Source organism: Bradyrhizobium jicamae, from assembly GCF_001440395.1.
Taxonomy (GTDB): Bacteria; Pseudomonadota; Alphaproteobacteria; order Rhizobiales; family Xanthobacteraceae; genus Bradyrhizobium; species Bradyrhizobium jicamae.
Map to the genome: position 1 here is coordinate 1 of NZ_LLXZ01000150.1, position 23,281 is coordinate 23,281.

Below are 23,281 nucleotides of genomic sequence, written 5' to 3' on the forward strand. Positions count from 1 at the left end.
CCCGGCCGTCATCATCTTTGGCTTGCGCCACGACGATCGGCGCGGCCTGCGCATGCGATGCGGAGGTCACGAACTGCGTCGCCGTCAAAGCAGTCGTGGCGAGCAGCAGAATGCGTAGGTTTGTCATGGTGTCCTTGGTCCCCGAAGATAGGCCTGACAGCAACGGAAGGGCCCTCATTGACATGTCAGTTGGTCGATGAGCGGCTAATCATTAGGCCGGAATGTGGCGGCCTACAAATGCTCGGATGCTTTTTATTTCATTGGCGCAATGGGTTGCATGCATCCCTGTTCATTGCGCGTTCAGGCGAGGCGTTCATCCGCCCCCCGGATCGGTGGCGGGGTTGGGGGTGCGGGGACCGTTCGGCCCGCGTACCGGCAACTCGTCCGGCATCTTGCCCGGCAACTCCTCCGGTTGTGGTGGTTGACCCGGTTCACGGACCGATGGCGGGACCTCCGGACGAGGGCTCCCAGGCGGGGCCTCTCGTGGCGGCTCGGTTGGTTGTCCTGGCGTCGCCGGCGGTATCTCCGGCGGTTCGATCGGCATCACATCTCCTGAACGGTCAGCTCCGGGTGCGACAACGACTGCGACAGCCTCAGGTTCCATCAGATTCGAAAATGGAACCGGTGGATCCGGGTCAAGCGGGCGCGTGGCAGACCGCCTCGATATTGTGGCCGTCGGGATCCAGCACGAACGCGCCGTAATAGTTCGGGTGATAGTGCGCGCGAATTCCGGGCGCGCCGTTGTCGCGCGCGCCGGCGGCAAGCGCCGCCTTGTAAAAGGCGTCCACCGTCGCGCGGTCCTTTGCCACGATCGCGACATGCAACGGCTTGTCCAGCCCGCCTTCGCCGCCGATCCAGAAATCGGGTTTTCCATTGGCGCCGAAACCTGCGGCGAGCTCCTCGCCGGGTCGATCCTGCTCGACCTCCATCACGAGGACGTAGTCGAGCGGCGCAAGGGCTTTCAGGTAAAAGGCCTTGGAACGCGCGTAATCCGAAACCGGAAATCCGACGTGGTCGATCATCAAGCTCTCCCGTGGTTGGAGGAATGATTTGCGCAGCGGTAATTCAGCCTCGTGCCAGCAGCGTGTTGCTGCGGGTTCTCCCGGTCTCGACATAACCCCGCGCCCGCATGTCGGCGAGGCAGTCCTGCTGCCATTCGTCCTTTGACAGATGCTCGATCACGACCGCGCGCGGCCACAATGGCTGCGGTGCGTCGGCGAAGAAGCCGATCAACACGCGATCCTCGAACCCTTCGACATCGATCTTGAGCGCGTCGACACGCGAGGCGCCGGCTTCTTCGAGGATGCGCTGCAGCCGCAACGACGGCACCTTGATCGCCTTGCCGGAGGCCTCGCCCGAGACGATGTGGCTGGCGCCGAGATTGTCGCCGTCGGTTTCGATCATCAATTCGCCGTCGGCGGGGCCGGCGGCGGCCGCGACCAGTCGCACCTGGGGGTAGCCGGAAGCAGCACTGTTGAAGGCGAGCCGCGCATGGGTGACCGGATGCGGCTCGATCGCAATCACCTTGCCGCCGGCGCCGACATGGTGCGCCAATGCAAGCGCGTAGGTCCCGACATTGGCGCCGACATCGACAAATGTGCCCCCAGTGGGCACATGCTCACGCAGGAAATCCAGCTCCTCGACATTGTAGGCGGGATTGAACAGCGCGCCGCGCTCGGTAGCGCTGGCCTGGTGATAGAAGCGGAACGAGGCGCCTTGATAGGGCACGTCGACCGGGCCTGAGCGCAAGAGATTCACCAGCCGCGACAGCCAGGGGCGAAACGCGCCACGCTTCAGCCGCGTGCGGTGGGCCAGCGAAATGATCGCGGCCTGTGCGGCATTCGGGGCGAACGCGCCGAACGGCGCGGGCGAAGGATCGTTGTCGGGCGTCAAACGGTAGTCCTCGGTAGAAGCGCCGCATGCATAGCCGGTTTTGTGCGCGACTCCAACGAGGCTGTGAGTGTTCGGCCCCGTCGGTTGTCATGCCCCGCGCAGGCGGGGCATCCGGTATGCCGCGGCCTCCCGATCAATCATTGCCGTCTCTGGAATACTGGATCGTCCGCCCCAGTGCGCCATTGCGCACAAGGCGGACGATGACGGCGGAGTATTACGCCGCTTTCTTCGCTGCCTTCCGATGGCGCAGGAAGCGGCCGAGCAGGCGGCGTTTGTCCTTGCGCCGGATCAGGTCGACGTCGCTGACCAGCTTGGCGCCGCCCTTGCGTCGCTCCAGCACGATCTTGCGGCTGTGAAACGCCTCCAGCTCGGCGCGATGGGCGACGCTGACGATGGTGGCCTTCGGCAGCTCGCGGATGACGATCTCCATCATCTTGTCCTGGCTCTTTTCATCGAGCGCCGACGTCGCCTCGTCCAGCACCACGATATCGGGGTTGTGCAGCAACAGCCGCGCGAACGCCAGCCGCTGCTTCTCGCCGCCGGACAGCGTCTGGTCCCACGGTCCCTCTTCCTCGATCTTCTCCTTGAGATGGTCGAGACCGACCTTGTGCAGGGCATCGTGGATCTGCTTCGTGAGCCAGTCATCGGCCGCGCCGGGATAGGTGATCGCGCGGCGCAGCGTGCCCGAGGGGATGTACGGCTTCTGCGGCAGCATGAAGAGCCGGCGGTCGGGATGGAAGTTGACGCTGCCGCCGCCCCAGGGCCACAGCCCGGCGAGCGCGCGGACCAGCGTGCTCTTGCCGGTGCCGGATTCGCCCGCCACCAGCAGCCGCTCGCCGGGATCGACAGCCACTTCGGTCTCGCCGACGACAGCAGTGCCGTCGTCGAGCGTCACCGAAAGATCGTTGAGGCTGAGCATGGCGCCGCCCTCGGTTTCGCCGCGCTGGATGCGGCCGATGCCGTCGCCCTGTTCGGCACGTTCGAGGCCGTCGAGCGACATCATCAATGAGGCGATGCGGCGCGCGCCGGCGTTCCAGTCGGCGAGCCGCGGATAATTGTCGACCAGCCAGCCGAACGCAGTCTGCACGATGGTGAACGCGGATGCCGCCTGCATCACCTGACCGAGCGTCATGCTGCCGTCGAGAAATTTCGGCGCGCACAACAGCAGTGGAACGACCGGCGCGATCAGGCCTGATCCCTGCGACACCAGCGTGGTGCGCATATGCTGGCCAGCCACGCGCGCCCATTGCCGCAGCACGTTCGAAAACGTCCTGTCGATGCCGTCGCGCTCTTCCTCTTCGCCGCCGAGCAGCGCGATGCTTTCGCCGTTCTCGCGCACGCGGGTCAGGACGTAGCGGTATTCGGCCTCTGCCTGGTTCTTGTCTTCGGACACCTGCACGAAGCTTCGTCCAATCGCCATGATCGAGCCGGAGGCGATCGCGGCGTAAACGATCGCGGCGATGACGAGGAAGCCGGGAATGGTGATGGCGGAGCCGCCTACCGTCACTGTCAGGGCGCCGCCGATGGTCCAGAGCACGACGATGAAGGTGGCGGCCGAGAGCAATGCCGATGTGACGCCAGCGACGAAATCCACCGGCGAGTCGGTCGCGATCCGCAAATCATCGGCGATGCGATACTCCGGATTCTTGTGGTCGCCGCCGACGAGATTGAGCTGGTAATACCGGCCGTTGGCCAGCCAGCGCGAGATCACGGCATGGGTCAGCCAGGCGCGCCAGCGGCGCTGGATGCCCATGCGGGCGAAGACTTGCGCCACGCCGAGCAGCACGCTGCCGATCGCGAGTGGAAAGAACACCGCGGCGAGATAGTACACGGTCGCGGCATCGCGCTTCTCGATGGCGTCGAAGATCGCGCGATTCCAGACGTTGATCCCGTACTGAAATGCGACATTGGTGACGATCAGGAGCAACAGCCCGATCGAGAACAGCCACGCCAGCCGGTCGCCGTTGCGGCCCCAATAGCCGCGCGCGCTGATCCAGAACCGCGTCAGCAGATAATCCTTGCGGGCCTGCTCGGCCTCTTCCGGGGACAATTCCGGATCCGGTTCGACGACCTCCGGCGGCGGCGGTTCGACGTGATCGCCGGTTTCAGCGACGACTTCGGCGAGTTCGGCTTTTTCTTCGGAATCCGGCGTGCTTTCGCCGGGCTCCTGTTTCTTGCTTGCCTTGGGGGATTCCTCGGCGGTTTCCTTGGCGGATTTGTTCGCGGCGGGTTTCTTCGCTGACGATTTGACGGTTGCTTTGCCCATGGCGGCCCAACGGCAGCCAAATCAAATGGTTCCCCCGGGTTCCGGATCACCGCGCCGGCAGCATCAGAAAGGCTGCGCGCGGAAAATGCGCTGCTACGTCGACCTGTCCGCCAGCGATGCGGTTTCAGGATGATGCGGAGGCCGCCTCTTGTCCGACGTCTCGCCGGGCAATCCGGTGCAGCACCCGGGAAAGCTGCTCGATCGAATAGGGCTTTTGCAGCAGCTCGAAGCCGTGGCTGCCGTGCTCCGACAGCACGTGGCTGTAGCCGCTGGTCAACACCACCGGCAGCTCGGGGTGGAGGCGGCGGATTTCCTGGGCGAGTTCGATGCCGGACATTCCGGGCATCACCACGTCGGTGAACACGGCGTCGAATCGCTCGGCGCCGGTTGCGAGCTCTTCGAGCGCATGGGTGGCGTTGCCGACAAGTTTGGCGGCGTAGCCGAGCTCGGCCAGCGCGTCGGTCGTGAAGCGTCCGACCTCGGCATTGTCCTCGACCACCAGCACCGACGTCCCGCTTCCGTCGATCGCGGCGGCATCCGTCGCCGGCTGTCGCGATCTCCCGCTGCCGGCGGTGCGCGGCAGATACAGCGTGAAAATGCTGCCTTTGCCGACTTCGCTGGCGACGGCGACTTCGCCGCCGGATTGCTTGGCGAAGCCGAACACCTGCGACAGGCCGAGCCCGGTGCCGTGGCCGGCCTGCTTGGTCGTGAAGAAGGGTTCGAAGATGCGTTCGAGCTGATCCGGTGGAATGCCGCTGCCGGTGTCGGCGACGGATACGGCGACATAGCCATAGGGATGTTGCGGCAGCGGGGCGGCATTGGGCAGGCTGGCCGCCATTCCCACCGCCATCGTCAGCCGTCCACGGCCCTCCATGGCGTCCCGCGCGTTCACGGCGATGTTGATGATGGCCGTTTCGAACTGGCTGGCGTCCGCATTGACGAAGCACGGCTCTTCCGACCCGAGGATGACAATCTCGATCCGTGGACCGACCAGCGTGCTGATCATTTCGCTCAGCATCTGCACGCTTCGGCTGACGTCGAACACCTCCGGCTTCAACGCCTGCCGCCGCGCGAAGGCCAGCAACTGCCCGGTCAGCTTGGCGGCGCGGGTTACCGTATCCGAGATCGCATCGATGTAGCGCAACCGCCGCGCTTCGGCCAAGTCGGGCCGCCGCAGCAGGTCGACGGAAGCGCGGATCACGGTGAGCAGATTGTTGAAGTCGTGCGCCACGCCGCCGGTCAGCCGGCCCAGCGCCTCCAGCCGCTGGCCATGCTTCAGCGCCTCCTCGGCCTGCTGGCGCCTCTCGGCCTCGAAATGAAGATGGCGCGTGCGGCGCAAGGCCAGCCCCAGCAAGGCAAACAGCAGTGCGGTGGCCGGCGCGCCGAAGATCAGATGCTGGCTCATGGTGGACAGCCAGCGCGCGCGGATCGCCGATGTCTCGAGGCCGGCGCCGACATAGATCGGGTATTCCGCGAGCCGCCGATAGCCGAGGCGGCGTTCGATACCGTCGGTCGGCGAGGTCACGGTGATCAGGCCAGCCATGGGATTGGCCGCGACCAGTTTTGCGATCGGCCCGTTGCGGTCGAGGCGGATATCGCGGTCGATGATCGGGAAACGCGCCAGCACGGTGCCATCGGCACGGCCGAGCGCGAAATAGCTGCCGGGCTCGCGGCCGATCCGGGCGTAGTAACTCTCGAAATATTCCGGGAAGACCGAAGCCTGTAGTACGCCGGCGAAGCTGCCGTCCTCACTCGGGCGCCGCCGGCTGACGCCGAAAAATGGCGCGCCTTGATAGGGCGGCCGCGGCGTGAGTGCTTCGCCAATATAGGTGCCGATGTCGGCGTCGACATGGGCCTTGAAATAGTCGCGGTCGGAAAAATCGATTTCGGGCGCCGGGACGACCAGGCTGTTGACGAGCGCATGGCCCTTGGCATCGAAGATCCAGGCCGACTTCACCTGCGGCAGCGAGGTGACCAGTCGTTTCAGCCGCAGATGCAGCATCTGCTCGCGGGCCACGATGTCGGCATCGGGAACGTCGCGGATGATCTCGGCCATCTCCGACAGGCTGCGGTCGATGGTCTCGAATACCTTCAGCGCATGCTCGTGCGCGACATCCAACGAATGCTCGATTTCGCGATCGGCGGTTTCGCGAATCGAGACCCAGGAGACGGCGGATGCGAATACAAACAGCCCCAACGGAAGGGCCAGCGAGGCGACCATCATCCATTGCAACAGTCTCAGCGAATTACGTTGCGCGGTCTGCACGCTCGCTCCAGCTCCGCGGCGAGCTTAACGCAAGATTTGGCCATGAACAAAGTCCCGCCGATGGAACCGCGATGGCCTGCCGTGTCGGACCCCGCCTCGCTCCGATTTGTTTCAAATTGCAAATGTGACCGCGCGCCGTTGAGCCCGGAGGCAGACGGCAACGGTCTCAAAGTTGATCTACCGCAATGCCGGCTTGACCGTTACGGGCGATGGTACCCAGCGCTGCCACCCGGGCAGTCGTGCGCCGGCAACAACCGGTGGGCGAACAGGCAGACGGGGAGGAAGTCATGTCAGCGGCAGAACAAGCGTTCGTGTTGACCGGAGAATTATTCGTTCTCTCGTTCGTGGTTATCTTTGCATTCTGGTTCGCCGACAGGCTGCGACGCAACTTGACTGGGAAACCCTAGGGCAAGCGCAGCTGCATCCGGCGCCATGCCAGGGATTCCCGGATGCAGCTTTCGCTCATCCGGGCTGCAGGCTACGGGATCGCGCCTAGATCTGGCGCTCGACCATCTTCAGCTTGAGCTCGGCGATGGCTTCCGACGGGTTCAGGCCCTTCGGGCACGCCTTGGCGCAGTTCATGATGGTGTGGCAGCGGTAGAGCCGGAACGGATCTTCGAGATTGTCCAGCCGTTCTCCGGTGGCCTCATCCCGGGAATCCGTGACCCAGCGGTTGGCCTGCAAGAGTGCCGCCGGTCCCAGGAACCGGTCGCTGTTCCACCAGTAGCTCGGGCAGGAGGTCGAGCAGCAGGCGCAAAGAATGCACTCGTAGAGACCATCGAGCTTTTCGCGGTCCTCGTGGCTCTGCTTCCATTCCTTCTGCGGCGTCGGCGTCGTCGTCTTCAGCCACGGCTCGATCGAGGCATATTGGGCGTAGAAGTTGGTCAGGTCAGGCACCAGGTCCTTCACGACCGGCTGGTGCGGCAGCGGGTTGACCTTCACCGCGCCGCCCGCGGCGACGTCATGCATCGACTTGGTGCAGGCCAGCGTGTTCTGGCCGTCGATGTTCATGGCGCAGGAACCGCAGACGCCTTCGCGGCAGGAGCGGCGGAAGGTCAGCGTCGGGTCGATGTTGTTCTTGATCCAGATCAGGCCGTCCAGCACCATCGGCCCGCAGTCATGGATGTCGACATGATAGGTGTCGACGCTCGGGTTCTTGCCGTCGTCCGGATTCCAGCGATACACCCTGAACTCGCGCGTCTCGGTCGCGCCCGCCGGCTTCGGCCAGGCCTTGCCGCCTGATATCTTGGAGTTCTTGGGAAGTGTGAATTCAGCCATACTTGCAAGCCTTCGCTGTCGTTCTCAATACACCCGCGCCTTCGGCGGAATGTACTGAACGTCATTCGTCATCGTGTAATCGTGCACCGGGCGATAATCGATCGTGGTGTTGCCGCCATTGTCGATCCACGCCAGCGTATGCTTCATCCAGTTCTTGTCGTCGCGCTCGGAAAAGTCCTCGCGGGCATGCGCGCCGCGGCTTTCGGTGCGGTTCGCCGCCGAATCCATCGTGACGACCGCCTGCACGATCAGATTGTCGAATTCGAGCGTCTCGATCAGGTCGGAATTCCAGACCAGCGAGCGGTCGGTCGTCGCGACGTCGCCGATGCCGCCATGCACCTTGTGGATCAGGTTCTGGCCTTCGTTGAGGATCTCGCCGGTGCGGAACACCGCGCAATTGCTCTGCATGACGTGCTGCATGCCCTCGCGGAGTTTTGCCGTCGGCGTGCCGCCGGAGGCGTAGCGATAATGGTCGAGCCGGCCGAGCGCCAGATCGGACGAATCCTTCGGCAGGTCCGGCTGCTTGCTGTTCGGCGTCAGCTTTTCCGCAAGTCGCAGCGCGGCGGCGCGGCCGAACACGACGAGGTCGATCAGGGAGTTGGAGCCGAGCCGGTTGGCGCCGTGCACGGACACGCAGGCGGCTTCGCCGATCGCCATCAGGCCGGGCACCACGGCATTGTCGTCGCCGTTCTTCTTGGTCAGCACCTCGGCGTGATAATTGGTGGGAATGCCGCCCATGTTGTAGTGCACGGTCGGCACGATCGGGATCGGCTCGCGGGTAACGTCGACATTGGCGAAAATCTTCGCCGATTCGGAAATGCCCGGCAGCCGTTCGTTCAGCACCTTGGGATCGAGATGATCGAGGTGCAGGTAGATGTGGTCCTTCTTCTTGCCGACGCCGCGGCCCTCGCGGATCTCGATGGTCATCGAGCGCGAGACGACGTCGCGGGAGGCGAGGTCCTTGGCTGAGGGCGCGTAACGCTCCATGAAGCGCTCGCCCTCGGAATTGACGAGATAGCCGCCCTCGCCGCGGGCGCCCTCGGTGACGAGGCAGCCCGAGCCATAGATGCCGGTCGGGTGGAACTGAATGAATTCCATGTCCTGCAGCGGCAGGCCGGCGCGCAGCACCATGCCGCCGCCATCGCCGGTGCAGGTATGCGCCGAGGTGCAGGAGGCGTAGGCGCGGCCATAGCCGCCGGTCGCGAGAATCGTCGTCTGGGCGCGGAAGCGGTGCAGCGTGCCGTCGTCGAGCTTGAGCGCGATGACGCCGCGACAGACGCCCTGGTCGTCCATGATCAGATCGATGGCGAAGAACTCGATGTAGAATTCGGCCGAGTGGCGCAACGCCTGGCCGTACATCGTGTGCAGCATGGCGTGACCGGTGCGGTCGGCCGCGGCGCAGGTGCGCTGCGCCTGGCCCTTGCCGTAGTCCATGGTCATGCCGCCGAACGGGCGCTGGTAGATCTTGCCATCCTCGGTGCGTGAGAACGGCACGCCCCAATGCTCGAGCTCGTAGACGGCTTCCGGCGCGTTGCGCACCATGTATTCGATCGCGTCCTGGTCGCCGAGCCAGTCCGATCCCTTGACGGTGTCGTACATGTGCCAGCGCCAGTCGTCGGGATGCATGTTGCCGAGCGAAGCCGAGATGCCGCCCTGCGCCGCCACCGTGTGCGAGCGGGTCGGGAAGACTTTTGTAATGCAGGCGGTGCGGAGGCCCGCTTCCGAGCAGCCAACCACGGCGCGCAGACCGGCGCCGCCGGCGCCGACGACCACGACGTCGTAGGTGTGGTCTTCGATCGGATAGGCTTTTCCGTTGGTGGCAGGACTACTTCCGACGCCGCCGCTGCCGTTAGTGGCCTTGCCGTTACCGTCAGTAGCCATGGGCTACACTCCCGATGACAGTTTGAGGATCGCGTAGATCGACGCCAGCGCCACCGCGATACAGAAGAAATTGTTCGCCATCACGCTGGCGAGCTTGAGCTTCTCGTTATGGATATAATCCTCGATCACGATCTGCATGCCGATCTTCATGTGCCAGGCGCTGGCGATGATGAAGAGGACCAAAATGATCGCGATCGGCAGCGAGCCGAGAATTTGCGCCGCACCGGCCTGGTTGCGGCCGATCAGCATCAGCACGATGACGATGACGGGCAGGATCAGCAGCGCCATCGCCACCGCGGTGAGACGCTGGCGCCAGAAATCGCTGGTGCCGGAATGGGAGGAGCCGAGATTGCGGACCCGGCCGAGCGGCGTGCGCATCGAGGAACGGCTGCTCATCGTCCGCCTCCGACCGTATAGGCGACGATCCAGACCAGGACGGTCAGCGAAATGCCCGCGATCAGCGCCCCCCAGGTCAGCGCCTCGCGCTCATTGGCCTTGAAGCCGTAGCCGAGGTCCCAGAAGAAGTAGCGGAAACCGCTGCACAGATGATGCAACAGCGCCCATGTGTAGCCGAACACGATCAGCTTGCCGATGATGCTGCCGGTGAAGGCCTGGACGTTGGCATAGGCCCCGGGGCCGGAGGCGGCGGCGATCAGCCACCAGGACAGCAGCAGAGTACCGAAATAGAGCGCAATGCCGGTGGCGCGATGGATGACGGACAGCGCCATCGTCAGGGTCACGCGGTAGGTCTGCAAATGGGGCGATATCGGTCGTTCGATCCTGGCGGTCATTCGGCGACTTTATGTTGTGTGGGACCGCGGCCGGCCCCATTGGGGAACGCGGTAGATGAATTCTATTTACGTAGTCGTAACAGTCCGCGCAACGATCAAATGGCTTGAAATCGAACCGCGGTTCATTACTAGCGCGGCTATGAAACGCGATTGATCAGCGGCTTGGTATACCAGAGCCGGTTGGCACCGTTGAAGAATTGAACAAGGATTCTATTCATCTCGGGGTCGCCCGAGTGACCAACGGAATCGTTGCTGCGTCACCGCTCAATGAGATCATCCACAGCAGCCTGGACCTTCGGAGAAGCCAGCCGCAACAGCCGAAACGTCAGGTAGCGCAGCAGCGGAACTGGCTGGGATCTGGCAAGCCGCGCACACCAAGAGGCCCGCGGCCAGATCGGCTTCCGATCCCTGCCACGACGGCGTACGCGCTGCCGCGCCGGCCGTGAGCGCGTCGAGGCTATTCATCCAGAGCCGACCGGATATGCGGAATTTGCGACCCGCTTTGGTGCCGCCGCTCGGCGCTGCCGGGCACCTGAGAGCGCCAGAAAACGATGATGGTCGCGATCCCGCGGCAAGGGTGTCCCCACGAGATAATGGATACTCCCGCATTTCAGAAACAGCTAAGGCTCCCCGCGGTCGCCATCGCGGCCGTAAGTCCAGAACGAGATACGCAAGACATGATCGCCGGCCTCGATCCCAGAGAACTCATCGAACTCGCCTTGCTGCTGATCGCGGTCGGGGCGCTGTCGGGATTTCTTGCCGGTGTTTTTGGCATCGGCGGCGGCGCGATCCTGGTTCCGGTGTTCTATGAATGCTTCCGCCTCGCCGGCGTCCCAATGGAGGTGCGGATGCCGCTCTGCATCGGCACCTCGCTTGCCATCATTATCCCGACTTCGCTCGCCTCGTTTCGCGCCCACTACAAAAGGGGGGCGGTCGACATGGGAATCCTCAGGCTCTGGTGGCTGCCGATCGTGCTCGGCGTAGGCGCCGGCAGCGTCACCGCGCGCTACGCGCCGGAGCGGCTGTTCAAGATCGTGTTCGTGATGGTGGCATGGTCGGCGGCGGCGCGGCTGTTGCTGTCGCGGGAAAGCTGGAAGTTCGGCGACGACGTGCCGAAGGGTTTTCTGATGCGCGTCTACGGCTTCTTCGTCGGCTTGCTGTCGACCTTGATGGGCGTCGGCGGCGGCCTGTTCGCGAACCTCCTGATGACGTTCTACGGCCGGCCGATCCATCAGGCGGTCGCGACCTCCTCGGCGATTGCCGTGTTGATCTCGATTCCCGGCGCGATCGGCTATGTCTATGCCGGCTGGCCCGCGGCGGCGCGCTTTCCCGACGTCGCCGCGCTGCAACTGCCGTTCACGCTCGGCTATGTCTCGCTGATCGGCGCGCTACTGGTGATGCCCACCACGCTTGTTACGGCGCCGCTCGGGGTAAAGGTGGCGCACGCGCTGTCGAAGCGCGCGCTGGAGATGGCGTTCGGCGCGTACATGTTCATCGTCGGCGGAAGGTTTGTAATCAGCTTGCTGTCAGGCGCATAGCCGCGAAGCGGTCACCGGCCCCTCTCCCCGTCATTGCGAGCGAAGCGAAGCAATCCATCGCGCCGCTTGCGGAGGCATGGATTGCTTCGTCGCTTGCGCTCCTCGCAATGACGATCGGGGCGCGACAGCCAACTACTTCGCGTAGATATTCGCATACGTATCCCGCAAAATATTCTTCTGCACCTTGCCCATGGCGTTGCGCGGCAGTTCGTCGACGACGAACACGCGCTTCGGCATCTTGAACTTTGCCAGCCGTCCGTCGAGCGCCTTCAGGACGCCCGCCTCGGTGACATCAGCGCCCTTGTTGCAGACCACCACCGCCGTAACGCCCTCACCGAAATCGGCATGCGGCACGCCGATCACGGCGGATTCGATCACGCCCGGCATGGCGTCGATCTCGCTCTCGATTTCCTTGGGGTAAACGTTGAAGCCGCCCGAGATCACCAGATCCTTGCCGCGGCCGAGGATGTGGACGTAGCCCTTGGCGTCGATCTTGCCGAGATCGCCGGTGATGAAGAAGCCGTCGTCGCGGAATTCGGATTTTGTCTTTTCCGGCATCCGCCAATAGCCCTTGAACACGTTCGGGCCTTTCACCTCGATCATGCCGATCTCGTCGCGCGCAAGTTCCTTGCCGGTCTCAGGATCGGTGACGCGCACGGAGACGCCGGGCAGGGGGAGGCCGACCGCGCCGGGCACGCGCTCGCCGTCATAGGGGTTGGACGTGTTCATGTTGGTTTCGGTCATGCCGTAGCGTTCCAGTACGGCGTGGCCGGTGCGCGCCGACCATTCGCGATGGGTATCGGCGAGCAGCGGTGCGGAGCCCGAAATGAACAGCCGCATGTGCCTGGTCGATTCCTTCGATAGCGCCGGGCTCTGCAACAGGCGCGTGTAAAAGGTCGGCACGCCCATCATGACGGTCGCGCGCGCCATCAGCTTGATCATCAGTTCGGGGTCGAGCTTCGGCAGGAAGATCATCGAGGCGCGGGCGAACAGCGTGACGTTGCTCGCCACGAACAGGCCGTGGGTGTGGTAGATCGGCAGCGCGTGGATCAGGACGTCCTTATTCGTGAAGCGCCAGTAGTCGACCAAGCTATAGGAGTTCGACGCGAGATTGTCGTGCGTCAGCATCGCGCCTTTGGAACGGCCTGTCGTGCCTGACGTGTAGAGGATCGCGGCGAGGTCGTCATTGGCGCGGGCAACCGTTGCGAATGCGGCGTCCGCCTTGGCGGCGGCGTCCGTCAGCGAGCCCTTGCCGTCAGGCCCAAGCGTCTTGACTTTTGCCTTCACTTTCGCCGCAATCGCGCCGATGCCTTCCGCCTTCGAGGGATCGCAGACGACCAACGACGGCTCGGCGTCGGAGATGAAGTAGTCGAGCTCGTTGAGCGTATAGGCGGTGTTGAGCGGCAGATAGACCGCGCCCGCGCGTACCGTCGCGAGATAGAGGATCAGCGCCGGCACCGATTTCTCGGTCTGGGCTGCGACGCGGTCGCCGGGCTTGACGCCACGCGACACCAGCACATTCGCCATCTGGCCGGCGCGGGCGATCAACTCGCCATAGCTGATGCGCGTGCCGTCGAGCATTTCGATCGCAAGCCGGTTCGGATCGTCGAGCGTATCGAACAGGCGGGAAAACAGATTGGCGTTGGCGGTCGTGTTCATGCAAACTTCCCTAAGAGGGCGCTGGCCGGGAATTTTCGCCGGCTGGAATAGCAAGAACGCCCTTCAAAAAGCAACGGAGACAGTTTGCATGACAAATAACGGGAAACGGGTGGCTTGGGTGACCGGCGGCGGCAGCGGAATTGGCGCGTCAGGGGCCGAATTCCTGGCGGCGGATGGCTGGACCGTGGTGGTTTCCGGACGCCGGAAAGACGCCCTCGACGAGGTCGTGGCCAATATCACCAAAAACGGCGGCAAGGCCGAGGCGATCGCGCTCGACGTCAGCAGCAAGGAAGATGTCAACAAGGCCGCCGACCAGATCCTGGCCAGGCACGGCCGGATCGACCTTCTGGTCAACAGCGCCGGCCTCAACGTGCCGAAGCGAAGCTGGGCTGACATGGAACTGGAGGGTTGGGACAAGGTCGTCGAGATCAACCTCAACGGCGTGCTCTACTGCATGCGCGCAGTGCTGCCGGCGATGCGCAAACAACAGGACGGCTGCATCATCAACGTCGCGTCCTGGGCCGGCCGTCATGTCTCGAAAATGCCGGGCCCGGCCTACACTACCACTAAACACGCAGTGCTGGCGCTGACCCATTCCTTCAACATGGACGAATGCGTCAATGGACTTCGCGCCTGCTGCCTGTCGCCGGGCGAGGTCGCAACCCCGATCCTGAAGCTGCGTCCCGTGGTGCCATCGGAAGCGGAGCAGGCGAAAATGCTGCAGCCGGAAGATTGCGGCCGCACCATCGCCTTCGTCGCCAGCCTTCCGCCTCGCGTCTGCGTCAACGAGATCCTGATCAGCCCGACGCACAATCGCGGGTTTATCCAGACGCCGGCGAACCGGGACTAAATTGCGTAGGGCGGATTAGCGTTAGCGTAATCCGCCGTTCTTTGTCGCCTGAGTGGTGTTGTGGCGGCGGGTTACGCCTTCTTACGCCTTCGGCTAACCCGCTCTACAAACTGGTCGATACGCCACGATCTACCTCCCCAAAAGTTTCAGCCATCACGATAATTTATTCGCCGAAACCGCCCCTAAAACCTCCCGTAGCTCGGTTCAACGACGACGAAATCAACCGGTCCATCGACCAGCGTCGTTGTTTTCATCCCGGCGGATAACCCGCCGGCCATCGCAATCCTCGGGAGAAGATTCCATGTCCAAACGTATTGCACTCTTGTCCGCCGCCGTGTTCAGCGCGCTGGCCTTCACCGCCACCATCACCGCGCCCGCCAGCGCAGAGGAAAAGACCGTCATGGTCGGTGGCGCCGCGATGTTCCCCTCCAAGAACATCATCCAGAACGCCGTCAACTCGAAGGACCACACCACGCTGGTCGCCGCGGTGAAGGCCGCCGGCCTGGTCGAGACGCTGGAAGGCAAGGGCCCGTTCACGGTGTTCGCGCCGACCAACACTGCCTTCGGCAAGCTGCCGGCCGGCACGGTCGAGACGCTGGTGAAGCCTGAGAACAAGGCGACCCTGACCAAGATCCTCACCTACCACGTCGTGCCCGGCAAGCTCGCCGCCGCCGACCTGAAGGACGGCATGAAGCTCAAGACCGCCGAAGGCGAACAGCTGTCGGTCAAGCTCCAGGACGGCAAGGTCTGGATCGTCGACGCCAAGGGCGGAACCTCGCAGGTGACGATCTCGAACGTCAACCAGTCGAACGGCGTGATCCATGTGGTCGATACCGTGCTGATGCCGGCATCCTAAAACTCCCCGCGCGTACCTGACTGGTCCCAACAGGGGCGCGTGGATTGGGCGAGCCGGGGCAACCCGGCTCGCTTTTTTGTGAATTCGATACGCGCCATGCATCGATCTGATAGCGTCATGGCAGTAACGGAAAGCCGGTTCCCGGCGTATAAACCGATACCGAACCAGAAGCGGGGAAGAGCCATGTCGGCCGTCACAGTCAGCGACGAGCAAGCGACCTCCACCAAGGCCAAGGTCATCCAGCCGGCCTGGGTGCGGGCCCTGCACTGGACCAACGCCTTCGCGATGGTCCTGATGATCATGTCGGGATGGCAGATTTATAATGCCTCGCCGCTGTTCGGTTTCACATTCTCCTCGAGCATCACGCTGGGCGGCTGGCTCGGCGGCGCGCTGCTCTGGCACTTCGCCGCGATGTGGCTGTTGATGGTCAACGGCCTGATCTATCTGGTTATGGGCCTTGTCACCGGCCGCTTCCGCAGGAAGCTGCTGCCGATCACGCCGGAGGGCGTGATCTCGGACACCAAGGCGGCGCTGACCGGCAAGCTGTCACATGCGGATCTCACCAGATACAATCAGGTGCAGAAGCTGCTCTATGCCGGCGTCATCATCGTCGGCATCCTCATCGTGCTGTCCGGGCTTGCGATCTGGAAGCCGGTCCAGTTTCAATATCTGACGGCGCTGTTCGGCGGCTACGAGGCCGCCCGCTACGTCCACTTCTTCTGCATGGCCGGCATTGTCGCCTTCATGGTGATCCATGTCGTGCTCGCTCTTCTGGTGCCGAAGAGCCTGCGCGCCATGATCATCGGCCGCTAGTTCAAGGGAGCAAGATCATGGGCCGCATGCGCAACCTTTTGATCCCCGGCGTCGACAAGACGCTTCTCGTCCGGGACGCCGTCAAGTCCATGCCTGATCTGACACGCCGGCGCTTCATCACCGGCGGCGCCAGCCTCGGCGCGCTGACGCTGCTGACCGGCTGCGACGTGACCGACAGTTTTTCGGCCGAAGAGATGCTGAAGCAGGTCTCAAAATTCAATGACGGCGTGCAGGCGTTGATCTTCAATCCCCATGCGATGGCGCCGACGTATCCGGAAAGCGCAATCACAAAACCGTTCCCGTTCAACGGTTATTACGACATCGACGACGCGCCTGAAATTGACGGCAAGAGCTGGAAGCTCGAAGTGCGGGGCCTGGTTGACAACAAGAAGTCCTGGACGCTGGACGAGCTTTATCAATTGCCGCAGGTCAAGCAGGTCACGCGCCATATCTGCGTCGAGGGCTGGAGCGCGATCGGAAGCTGGACCGGCGTTCCCTTGCGCGACTTCCTGAAACTGATCGGCGCGGACACGCGCGCGAAATATGTCTGGTTCCAGTGCGCCGACAGGGATGGCTACAACTCGCCGCTGGACATGCCGTCCGCGCTGCATGCGCAGACCCAGATGAGCTTCAAGTTCGGCGACGAGATTTTGCCGCGCGCCTATGGCTTTCCGATGAGGATCCGGGTGCCGACAAAACTCGGCTTCAAGAGCCCGAAATATGTGATCTCGATGGAAGTCACCAACGACTACAAGGGCGGCTTCTGGGAAGACCAGGGGTATAATTCGTTCAGCGGGAGCTAGCCCGCGTCATTGTCACTACGCGCTGCTGCCTGAATTTTGAAACGAACCGCCGCCATGCCCCGTCTCGTGTTGTCTTTCAGCCCACGGATACGCCCGCCTTTGCCCGGCTTATTCCGAGGGCCAGAATGCGGTGCAGCAGGTCCGGGTAATCCAGGCGGTCATGCTTGGCCGCGGTAGCGAACTCCTGGCTCTTTGCGATCTCGGGATTGGGGTTCGCTTCAATGAAATACGGCGTGCCGTCGGCCGCGAGGCGAAAGTCGATGCGCGCGTATCCATCGAGGCCCAGCGTTCGGTAGATGCGTTTTGCTATTCGCTGGATGCGGGCGTGTACTTCCGGCGCAAGATCCTTGGCCGGGCCATCTTCAATTCCGACCCGCTCCTGATAATCGGGATCGTGTTTGACCTTCTCGGTGGCAATGTGCCGGGCAGCCTGGCCGCCCATGCTGCCGAACTTCAATTCCCAAACCGGCAGGACCCGCAACCTGGTATTGCCGAGGACGCCGACGTAGAGCTCGCGTCCCTCGATATATTGCTCGGCGATGGCGGCAGTTCCGACCCGCTCGTGAATGAAGGCGACGCGCTCTGCGAGCTTCTCGTCCGTATCGACGATGGAGGCTTGCGAGATGCCGAACGATCCATCCTCGTTCAGGCTCTTGACGATCAGCGGCAGCGCGAGACGCGCCGGCCGTTTGACCTTGCGGCGCATCGGAAACACGGCGAAGGCCGGCACCGCGATCCGGCGATGGTGCACCAGCGTCTTGGACAGATCCTTGCCGCGCGCCAGGATCAGGCCACGCGGATTGCACCCGGTATACGGGATCTGCATCAGCTCGAGAAAGCTTGGAATGTGCTGGTCATACACCGGCTCATGGTGGAACTGCTCGAGCAGGTTGAACACCACATGCGGCTTGAAACCTTCGATCTCGTCGCGGACCGGCTTGATTTCCTCCTGCACGCCGAGCGGGTGAACTTCATGGCCGGCCGCACGCAAGGTGCTCACGACGTCGAATTCTGTTTTCCATTCATTGATCTGCCGCACCGTGTATCCCTCGGTGGAGTCCGGGGGAACGAAGTCCGGATGCATCAGCACCAGAATGCGCAGGCGTCTCATAGCGCGATCCATTTGCGCCGCGACGGGCCAAACAGCGCGTGCATGGTCTTGGCGGTCAGCAATATGCTGAAATTGATCACCAGCTTCTGTTTGGAGCCGGCGGCACGCAGATCGAGCTCGCGGCAGCGGGAGATCATGTCGTCAAGCACGGCATCAAGCGTAAGCTGGTTCTCGCCCGTCCACCGCGCAACCAGCTGCCTGATTTGAGCGCGGTGCCGCCTGATGAAGGCCGAAGCCGGTTGCTCCCGGCGATGCCGTGGATCGGCGGAGAACAGCCGGGAGAGGTCGCGGTCGTAAGTCTTCGGTGGCTTGAATTCGTAGAACGCCTGCTTTTTCTTGTAGTGGTCGCCAAGCGTCTGGCTGAGCTCATGCAGCGGATCGACACGCTCCCGCGTCGTGATGGGCGGTCGCTTCCCGGCGATTTCGCCCATCAATTCGTCGACATATTCGAGCTTCTTCAGCGCCGGCCAGCCGGCATAGCGCGTCCGCCAGTTCGAACGCGGCCGCAGCCACACCGCGAAGGTTTCGGCAAAGTCTTCGTCCGGATGGCTCTGCGCGTACCAGAGCCGAAGATGCTGGACATAACTCCGGCTGGCCGGATTGGGCCGATAGTAGCGCGGGTAGTGCTTCGAGGACGGGCCGAACAGCTGCTGCCAGCGCCGGCGACGTTGCAGCTGGTAGGCGTGCTGTATGGCATGGCCTGCCTCATGACGGAGAATGGCCATGCACTCGGACCAGGTGCCGCCCTCGACGTCGAGCATCATCTTCTTCTCGATCTTCATCAGGCGGGGATGGGTGAGATAGAATGGGATGGCAATGCCGGGCACATCTGCCGGGCTAAACCATTCGCTCGATACCCATGCGTGTGGCCGCAGCCGGATGTCCCGCGCTCCGAGCTCTTCATAGAGGGCGCTGAGACAATCTTCGAGCCAGGTGTCTTCGACTGTAACCCTCAGGCTGCTGAGGCGTTGGTTGAGCAACTGCTCATCCGACAGCTTCTCCCAGGTGTATTTCCGCGGTGGCATAGGCATCCAGAAGTCATGAAAACCCGATGCCTGGATGTTGTCACAGGATGCCGCCGGCAACAACCGCCGAGCCTTCGCGGCCTGCCCTTGCGGCGTGCGAACGGCTACGCCGCCGCCATGTCCATGCGACGACAGAAGCAGGATGCCTTGATCGGAATCTCCGCGCGCGCCTGCGCCAGCTCGAGCCGTTGTCGGATCAGCGCCGCCTCGGCCTTTTCTCCGCGGCGGACCAGGCATTCGTGCAGCCCGTGCAGCGACCAGAGATTATCAGGGTGCTGGCAGGCGCGGCTCAGCTTGCCGTCAAGTCCGAGATCGGAGCGGTAGACCGCCTCGGCTTCGTCGATCCGTCCCTGCTCGAGGAGGAGGGCTCCCAGCGCGTGGCGGGTCGGCTGCATCCATCCCCACGGCTCGTCATAGGGCAGGCCGTCGCTGAGTTCGACCGATTTGCGCAGATGCGCGAAGGCCGTGTCATGATTGCCCTTTCGATACTCCAATTCGCCATTCAGCATCGCTTCGGCCACGCCGAGCAGATCGACAATCTTGTTGTTGTGGACGCGACGGCTCTCGGGCACGCGGGTCTTCGCGGCCATGAACAAGCCTTTCTCCGTTTCGGCCTCGGCGACATTGCCCAGCGCCGAATGCGCGACCGCCTTGGCGTAGTGGAGCATGGCGACGTTCGAGCAGTAGAGGTCGCGATCTTCAGGCAGCTCCTGCGCGATGATCTCGCGCCATTTGCCGAAGCGCACCAGCACGTGCTGCTTCATCGTCAGATAACCTTCGAGGAAGTCCGCCATCGGCGGCGATTCGATCCGCAACACCGCCTCGGGAATCGTGGCGATCAGTTCCTCGGCCGCCGCGATGGCCGGCGTGTACTGTCCCAGGAACATGGCGCCGTAGATCGCAAAGTGGAAGTTGTGAATGACGTAGACGAGGTAGACGCCAGGATCTGCCGAATAAGCGACGAACCTGCGGTCGGTCGCCAGCGCCTTCTGATTGTAGACAAGGACGTCCTTGTAGTGCCCGCACAGCACGTCGAGATGCGTCGGCATGTGGATGAGATGGCCGGAATCCGGAACGATCTCGCGCAACCGGTCGCCGGCCCGCAACGCGGCTTGCGGAAACGGCGACATCTCCATCAGGTGGACGTAGAGATGCAGCAAACCCGGGTGATCCCATGCAGCAGGGACCCGCTCGAGCGCGTATTCCAGCACCGCCCTGCATTCCTCGGTGCCGGCTCCCGCCGGTTTGCCGGAGGGCAGGTCCCACATCTGCCATGGCGTCTCGTTCATGAGCGACTCGGCAAACACCGCCCGGACGTCGAGATCCCCGGGAAACGCTTCGAAGATCCTGCGCATTTCTATCGTGTAGGCCTTGTCCCAGGGCGCCATGTCGTCGATCGCCTCGCGTTGCGGATAGCGCGCGGGTAGGGCACGGATCATCGCCTGCTCGACCGCCGACGCCTTGCCGGCATGCGCAAGGGCGGCCTGCATGGCCTCATAAGATGCCGACAGCGCCATCTGCCGTCCAAGGGGATCGTAGCGAACCCACGGCAGGTTGTAGTTCGGGCCCGAGGCGTAGCTGATGCCCCAATGCGCCATCGCACATTCGGGATCATGGCTCAGCGCCTTCTGAAAGCACTTGATCGCTTCGGCGTGGTTGAAACCGAAGAGCCAGTTGAGGCCCCGATCGAACCAAAGCTGGGCGTCAGGCGATGAAGTGGTGATTTTGCGGCTGTACGGCCCGAGATCGAAATAGGTTACGTCCCCCTTCGTCTCCATGATCGCTTCTCCGTTTTCGTGTTGCCGGGATGCTTCGGAGTGTCGGCCGATTACGTGCGGTGCTGCTCAGTCACTTTATCACAAGGCGCCGCCGCCTGCTCCCGCAAACTGCCGCAGGCGAGGAAAGCCGCTGAATCCTGGGGTGGCAAAGCGAAGCGTGCCCACCATCTCTCTCCGCGCAAGATCATAGTGGGCACGGCGCGAAGGCGCGCCTTTGCCCACCCTACGCATTCCGCGTGACCTTCCTCTGAAACGCCGACAGCACCGCACCGAGCGCCAGCATTGCCGCGGAAACGTTCAGCGCGAACGACAGGCTGCCCGCCGCGTCCGTGATCGCGCCGACGACGATCGGGCCTAATGTCTGGCCGATGCCGAATGAAATGGTCAGCGCCGCGATCGCGGTCGGCCAGGCCTGCGGCGGGTAGTTGAAGCGGACGAAGGCGGTGGTGGAGCCGACCACGGCGAAGAAGGCGACGCCGAACACCAGCGCCGATATCGCGAGCAGCCACAGCGATTGTCCAAAGATCGGCAGCGCCGCGCCGATGGCGTTGACGCCGAGAATGATTGTGGTGGCGAGGCCGCCGCGGTCGAGCGCGAGCACGCGCCGCCACACCCATGGCGTCACGAATGCGCTCACGCCGATCAGGCTCCAGAACGCACTCTGTGCCGCAGCGCCGCCGCCGGCATCGCGGACATAGGCGATCATGAAGGTCATGTAGGCGATGTAGCCGGCGCCAAACAGAAAGTAGCCGGCGAGATAGATCACGACCGGCGCAATCGCGAATTTGGCCGTTGCGGTTGCGGTTCGCGTCGCGCCGTCATGAAGTGGCGCCTGCAGCACCGGGATCGTCATGATGACCGCAAGCGCCGTCATCGCCCACCAGACGATCCACCACGACCCCGGCCCAAATCCTTGCAGCACAAACGGCGCGACCAGCCCGGATGCGAGAATGCCGATCCCGGGTCCGGCATAGAACAGGCTGAGCAGAAAATTCGCCCGCTCGGGCCGCGATTGCGCGATCGTCGCCGCCAGCGTTCCGCCGCCGACGAATCCGGCCGCGGCGCCGACGCCCGCCAGCAGCCGCGCAAAACTCAGGACGTAGAAATTGCCCGTGATGGCGCAAAGCGCCAGCGAAAGCACGCAGGCCAGCGTGCCCCATCGCACCGATGCGACCAGGCCAAAGCGCCGGATCATGCGCGAGGCGAGCAGCGCGCCCGCGAGATAGCCGGCGGCGTTGATCGTGTTCATGAAGCCGGCTGCTGAGTAGGACCAGAGCAGCGTATCGCGCATATCAGGCAGCACCAGCGCATAGGCGAAGCGGCCGATGCCGAGGCCTACGGTCGGCGCCAGCGACAGGATGAGGATCAGCCGCGCGGGATGCGCGTAAAGCTCGGGGCGGTCGGGGCTGTGCAAGAAGTTACTCCGGCGTGTCGGCATTCTGGCAGGCAGCGCGGGGATTGCACAGGTGCGCTGTCCGCAACGGTGTCTTGCCAATCCTGCAACGGCTTCAGCCGATCAACACCAGCACGACGCCGAGCACGGTCAGCGCGGTGCCCGCCACGATCCGTGCGGTGATCGTGATGTGCTTCAGCGCGACGGCGCTTAAGCCCACCGTGACCAGAGGATAGATCGCCGCCAGCGGCGCCACCAGCGTGATCGGTCCGTTGCGGACTGCGGCGAACAGCGTGAGTGCGCTCAGCCCGTTGCTGATCCCGGTCATCGCAAACCAGAACAGGCCGGCGCGCGGCGCCTGCACGACAAAGCTGCCGGTGCGGACGCGCTGCACCGTCAGCACCACCAGCGACGACATGACGTAGCCGACCAGGCAGGCCCAGAGCGGGCTGGGCCAGACCGCAAGCCCGAGCTTGACGACCGGCGGCACGATGCCGCGGATCAGCGCGCTGCACAGCGGCAACAGCAGCGCCCAGCTCCGCCAATGGCCGAGATCGCGCGGTCGGGTGACCGTGATGATCGCGGCACCGGCGACGGCAACGATGAGGCCGAGCAGTTGCGGCGGATGCAGCGGCTCGTGCAGCCGGATCACCGCCACTGCCACCGCAAACAGCGGCGCGAGGTTGCCGAGGGTTGAGGTAATGACGGGCCCGAGCGCCCGGTTGGAGGCGAAGGTCAGGAGCGTCAGCGAAGCCGGGAAGAACAGGCCGATGGCGATGAAAATCGGCAAGGCCTCCCAGACTACCGGCTCGCCCTGCAGGATCAACGGCGACAGTACGAGGAACGGCAGGGTGAACGAGGGAACGCTGATCGCGGCTCCCGAGAGCGGATCGACGGTCCGCAGGCCCAGTTGCGCCAGAACGACCCCGGCGCCGAGAAAGAAGGCCGAAGCGAAGGCAAAAATAATGGCTGCGGTCATGAGGTCCGTCTTGGTGCCTTCTTGGGGGCCGCGGGTTGCTCGTTACCTGCCTTTTTGGCCTGTCTGCGATGCCTTGCCAATCCGCCTCCGGCGTTTTAGCC

Annotated in this window: 20 protein-coding genes; 5 read left to right on the forward strand and 15 right to left on the reverse strand. The window is 63.6% G+C overall.

Translation table 11 applies throughout. From position 1 onward, the window contains the following. Nucleotides 1-313 precede the first annotated feature (313 nt). From CQ12_RS46620 to sdhC, 9 genes are all read right to left on the reverse strand, one after another. A complete protein-coding gene (locus tag CQ12_RS46620) occupies nucleotides 314-544 on the reverse strand; it encodes a hypothetical protein (RefSeq protein WP_083519460.1) in 231 nt (76 codons plus the stop codon). A gap of 91 nt (nucleotides 545-635) precedes the next feature. Next, complete coding sequence (locus CQ12_RS23955; RefSeq protein WP_057837764.1) at nucleotides 636-1,022, reverse strand: VOC family protein; 387 nt, start codon at nucleotides 1,020-1,022, stop codon at nucleotides 636-638. A 43-nt stretch (nucleotides 1,023-1,065) separates the two neighbouring features. Continuing rightward, nucleotides 1,066-1,893, reverse strand: coding sequence for an FkbM family methyltransferase (locus tag CQ12_RS23960; RefSeq protein ID WP_057837765.1), 828 nt, complete (start codon nucleotides 1,891-1,893; stop codon nucleotides 1,066-1,068). Nucleotides 1,894-2,107: 214 nt separating this feature from the next. After that, a complete protein-coding gene (locus tag CQ12_RS23965) occupies nucleotides 2,108-4,159 on the reverse strand; it encodes an ABC transporter ATP-binding protein/permease (RefSeq protein WP_057837766.1) in 2,052 nt (683 codons plus the stop codon). 124 nt (nucleotides 4,160-4,283) lie between these two features. Beyond that, a complete protein-coding gene (locus CQ12_RS23970) occupies nucleotides 4,284-6,425 on the reverse strand; it encodes a hybrid sensor histidine kinase/response regulator (RefSeq protein ID WP_057837767.1) in 2,142 nt (713 codons plus the stop codon). 492 nt (nucleotides 6,426-6,917) lie between these two features. Continuing rightward, the gene (locus CQ12_RS23980) at nucleotides 6,918-7,703 is read right to left on the reverse strand and encodes a succinate dehydrogenase iron-sulfur subunit (protein WP_057837769.1); all 786 of its coding nucleotides are present in this window, start codon (nucleotides 7,701-7,703) and stop codon (nucleotides 6,918-6,920) included. Between the two features lie 24 nt (nucleotides 7,704-7,727). Beyond that, entirely contained in the window at nucleotides 7,728-9,584 is a 1,857-nt protein-coding gene (gene sdhA / locus CQ12_RS23985) for a succinate dehydrogenase flavoprotein subunit (protein ID WP_057837770.1), read from the reverse strand. A 3-nt stretch (nucleotides 9,585-9,587) separates the two neighbouring features. Continuing rightward, complete coding sequence (sdhD, locus tag CQ12_RS23990; RefSeq protein WP_141688181.1) at nucleotides 9,588-9,962, reverse strand: succinate dehydrogenase, hydrophobic membrane anchor protein; 375 nt, start codon at nucleotides 9,960-9,962, stop codon at nucleotides 9,588-9,590. A gap of 14 nt (nucleotides 9,963-9,976) precedes the next feature. After that, on the reverse strand, nucleotides 9,977-10,375 hold the full coding sequence (gene sdhC / locus CQ12_RS23995; RefSeq protein ID WP_057837772.1) for a succinate dehydrogenase, cytochrome b556 subunit: 399 nt from the start codon (nucleotides 10,373-10,375) through the stop codon (nucleotides 9,977-9,979). Nucleotides 10,376-11,052: 677 nt separating this feature from the next. On the opposite strand from sdhC, the gene CQ12_RS24000 reads away from it, so the two are divergent. Then, a complete protein-coding gene (locus CQ12_RS24000) occupies nucleotides 11,053-11,913 on the forward strand; it encodes a sulfite exporter TauE/SafE family protein (protein ID WP_057837773.1) in 861 nt (286 codons plus the stop codon). Between the two features lie 132 nt (nucleotides 11,914-12,045). On the opposite strand, the gene CQ12_RS24005 is transcribed toward CQ12_RS24000, so the two are convergent. After that, entirely contained in the window at nucleotides 12,046-13,572 is a 1,527-nt protein-coding gene (locus tag CQ12_RS24005) for a malonate--CoA ligase (protein WP_057837774.1), read from the reverse strand. Nucleotides 13,573-13,660: 88 nt separating this feature from the next. On the opposite strand from CQ12_RS24005, the gene CQ12_RS24010 reads away from it, so the two are divergent. The 4 genes from CQ12_RS24010 to CQ12_RS24025 all read left to right on the forward strand — a co-directional run bounded on the left by CQ12_RS24010 (nucleotide 13,661) and on the right by CQ12_RS24025 (nucleotide 16,894). Then, on the forward strand, nucleotides 13,661-14,422 hold the full coding sequence (locus CQ12_RS24010; RefSeq protein ID WP_057837775.1) for an SDR family oxidoreductase: 762 nt from the start codon (nucleotides 13,661-13,663) through the stop codon (nucleotides 14,420-14,422). Nucleotides 14,423-14,723: 301 nt separating this feature from the next. Next, the gene (locus CQ12_RS24015) at nucleotides 14,724-15,278 is read left to right on the forward strand and encodes a fasciclin domain-containing protein (RefSeq protein WP_057837776.1); all 555 of its coding nucleotides are present in this window, start codon (nucleotides 14,724-14,726) and stop codon (nucleotides 15,276-15,278) included. A 183-nt stretch (nucleotides 15,279-15,461) separates the two neighbouring features. Continuing rightward, nucleotides 15,462-16,091: a cytochrome b/b6 domain-containing protein gene (locus tag CQ12_RS24020; protein WP_057837777.1), complete on the forward strand. Its 630-nt coding sequence runs from the start codon at nucleotides 15,462-15,464 to the stop codon at nucleotides 16,089-16,091. Nucleotides 16,092-16,108: 17 nt separating this feature from the next. Continuing rightward, nucleotides 16,109-16,894: a molybdopterin-dependent oxidoreductase gene (locus CQ12_RS24025; RefSeq protein WP_057837778.1), complete on the forward strand. Its 786-nt coding sequence runs from the start codon at nucleotides 16,109-16,111 to the stop codon at nucleotides 16,892-16,894. Nucleotides 16,895-16,970: 76 nt separating this feature from the next. Here the strand turns inward: CQ12_RS24025 and CQ12_RS24030 are convergent, their stop codons facing one another. The 5 genes from CQ12_RS24030 to CQ12_RS24050 form a co-directional block, all read right to left on the reverse strand. Continuing rightward, nucleotides 16,971-18,005 (reverse strand): D-alanine--D-alanine ligase family protein, encoded by a 1,035-nt coding sequence (locus tag CQ12_RS24030; RefSeq protein WP_057837779.1) that lies wholly within the window; start codon nucleotides 18,003-18,005, stop codon nucleotides 16,971-16,973. Continuing rightward, a complete protein-coding gene (locus CQ12_RS24035) occupies nucleotides 18,002-19,036 on the reverse strand; it encodes a putative zinc-binding metallopeptidase (RefSeq protein ID WP_245310104.1) in 1,035 nt (344 codons plus the stop codon). The genes CQ12_RS24030 and CQ12_RS24035 overlap by 4 nt, the downstream gene beginning before the upstream one ends. Nucleotides 19,037-19,134: 98 nt before the next feature. Then, entirely contained in the window at nucleotides 19,135-20,808 is a 1,674-nt protein-coding gene (locus tag CQ12_RS24040; RefSeq protein ID WP_057837781.1) for a tetratricopeptide repeat protein, read from the reverse strand. Nucleotides 20,809-21,031: 223 nt separating this feature from the next. Beyond that, a complete protein-coding gene (locus tag CQ12_RS24045; RefSeq protein WP_057837782.1) occupies nucleotides 21,032-22,222 on the reverse strand; it encodes a YbfB/YjiJ family MFS transporter in 1,191 nt (396 codons plus the stop codon). A 94-nt stretch (nucleotides 22,223-22,316) separates the two neighbouring features. Continuing rightward, nucleotides 22,317-23,180, reverse strand: a complete 864-nt coding sequence (locus CQ12_RS24050; RefSeq protein ID WP_057837783.1) for an EamA family transporter — start codon at nucleotides 23,178-23,180, stop codon at nucleotides 22,317-22,319. Nucleotides 23,181-23,281 lie beyond the last annotated feature (101 nt).

What these genes read in the sequence shown, in the direction of transcription:
- CQ12_RS46620 (WP_083519460.1), bottom strand. Translation starts at nt 544, where the DNA reads ATGCCGATCGAACCGCCGGAGATACCGCCGGCGACGCCAGGACAACCA.
- CQ12_RS23955 (WP_057837764.1), bottom strand. Translation starts at nt 1,022, where the DNA reads ATGATCGACCACGTCGGATTTCCGGTTTCGGATTACGCGCGTTCCAAG.
- CQ12_RS23965 (WP_057837766.1), bottom strand. Translation starts at nt 4,159, where the DNA reads ATGGGCAAAGCAACCGTCAAATCGTCAGCGAAGAAACCCGCCGCGAAC.
- CQ12_RS23980 (WP_057837769.1), bottom strand. Translation starts at nt 7,703, where the DNA reads ATGGCTGAATTCACACTTCCCAAGAACTCCAAGATATCAGGCGGCAAG.
- sdhA (WP_057837770.1), bottom strand. Translation starts at nt 9,584, where the DNA reads ATGGCTACTGACGGTAACGGCAAGGCCACTAACGGCAGCGGCGGCGTC.
- sdhD (WP_141688181.1), bottom strand. Translation starts at nt 9,962, where the DNA reads ATGCGCACGCCGCTCGGCCGGGTCCGCAATCTCGGCTCCTCCCATTCC.
- sdhC (WP_057837772.1), bottom strand. Translation starts at nt 10,375, where the DNA reads ATGACCGCCAGGATCGAACGACCGATATCGCCCCATTTGCAGACCTAC.
- CQ12_RS24000 (WP_057837773.1), top strand. Translation starts at nt 11,053, where the DNA reads ATGATCGCCGGCCTCGATCCCAGAGAACTCATCGAACTCGCCTTGCTG.
- CQ12_RS24005 (WP_057837774.1), bottom strand. Translation starts at nt 13,572, where the DNA reads ATGAACACGACCGCCAACGCCAATCTGTTTTCCCGCCTGTTCGATACG.
- CQ12_RS24010 (WP_057837775.1), top strand. Translation starts at nt 13,661, where the DNA reads ATGACAAATAACGGGAAACGGGTGGCTTGGGTGACCGGCGGCGGCAGC.
- CQ12_RS24015 (WP_057837776.1), top strand. Translation starts at nt 14,724, where the DNA reads ATGTCCAAACGTATTGCACTCTTGTCCGCCGCCGTGTTCAGCGCGCTG.
- CQ12_RS24020 (WP_057837777.1), top strand. Translation starts at nt 15,462, where the DNA reads ATGTCGGCCGTCACAGTCAGCGACGAGCAAGCGACCTCCACCAAGGCC.
- CQ12_RS24025 (WP_057837778.1), top strand. Translation starts at nt 16,109, where the DNA reads ATGGGCCGCATGCGCAACCTTTTGATCCCCGGCGTCGACAAGACGCTT.
- CQ12_RS24030 (WP_057837779.1), bottom strand. Translation starts at nt 18,005, where the DNA reads ATGAGACGCCTGCGCATTCTGGTGCTGATGCATCCGGACTTCGTTCCC.
- CQ12_RS24035 (WP_245310104.1), bottom strand. Translation starts at nt 19,036, where the DNA reads ATGCCTATGCCACCGCGGAAATACACCTGGGAGAAGCTGTCGGATGAG.
- CQ12_RS24040 (WP_057837781.1), bottom strand. Translation starts at nt 20,808, where the DNA reads ATGGAGACGAAGGGGGACGTAACCTATTTCGATCTCGGGCCGTACAGC.
- CQ12_RS24050 (WP_057837783.1), bottom strand. Translation starts at nt 23,180, where the DNA reads ATGACCGCAGCCATTATTTTTGCCTTCGCTTCGGCCTTCTTTCTCGGC.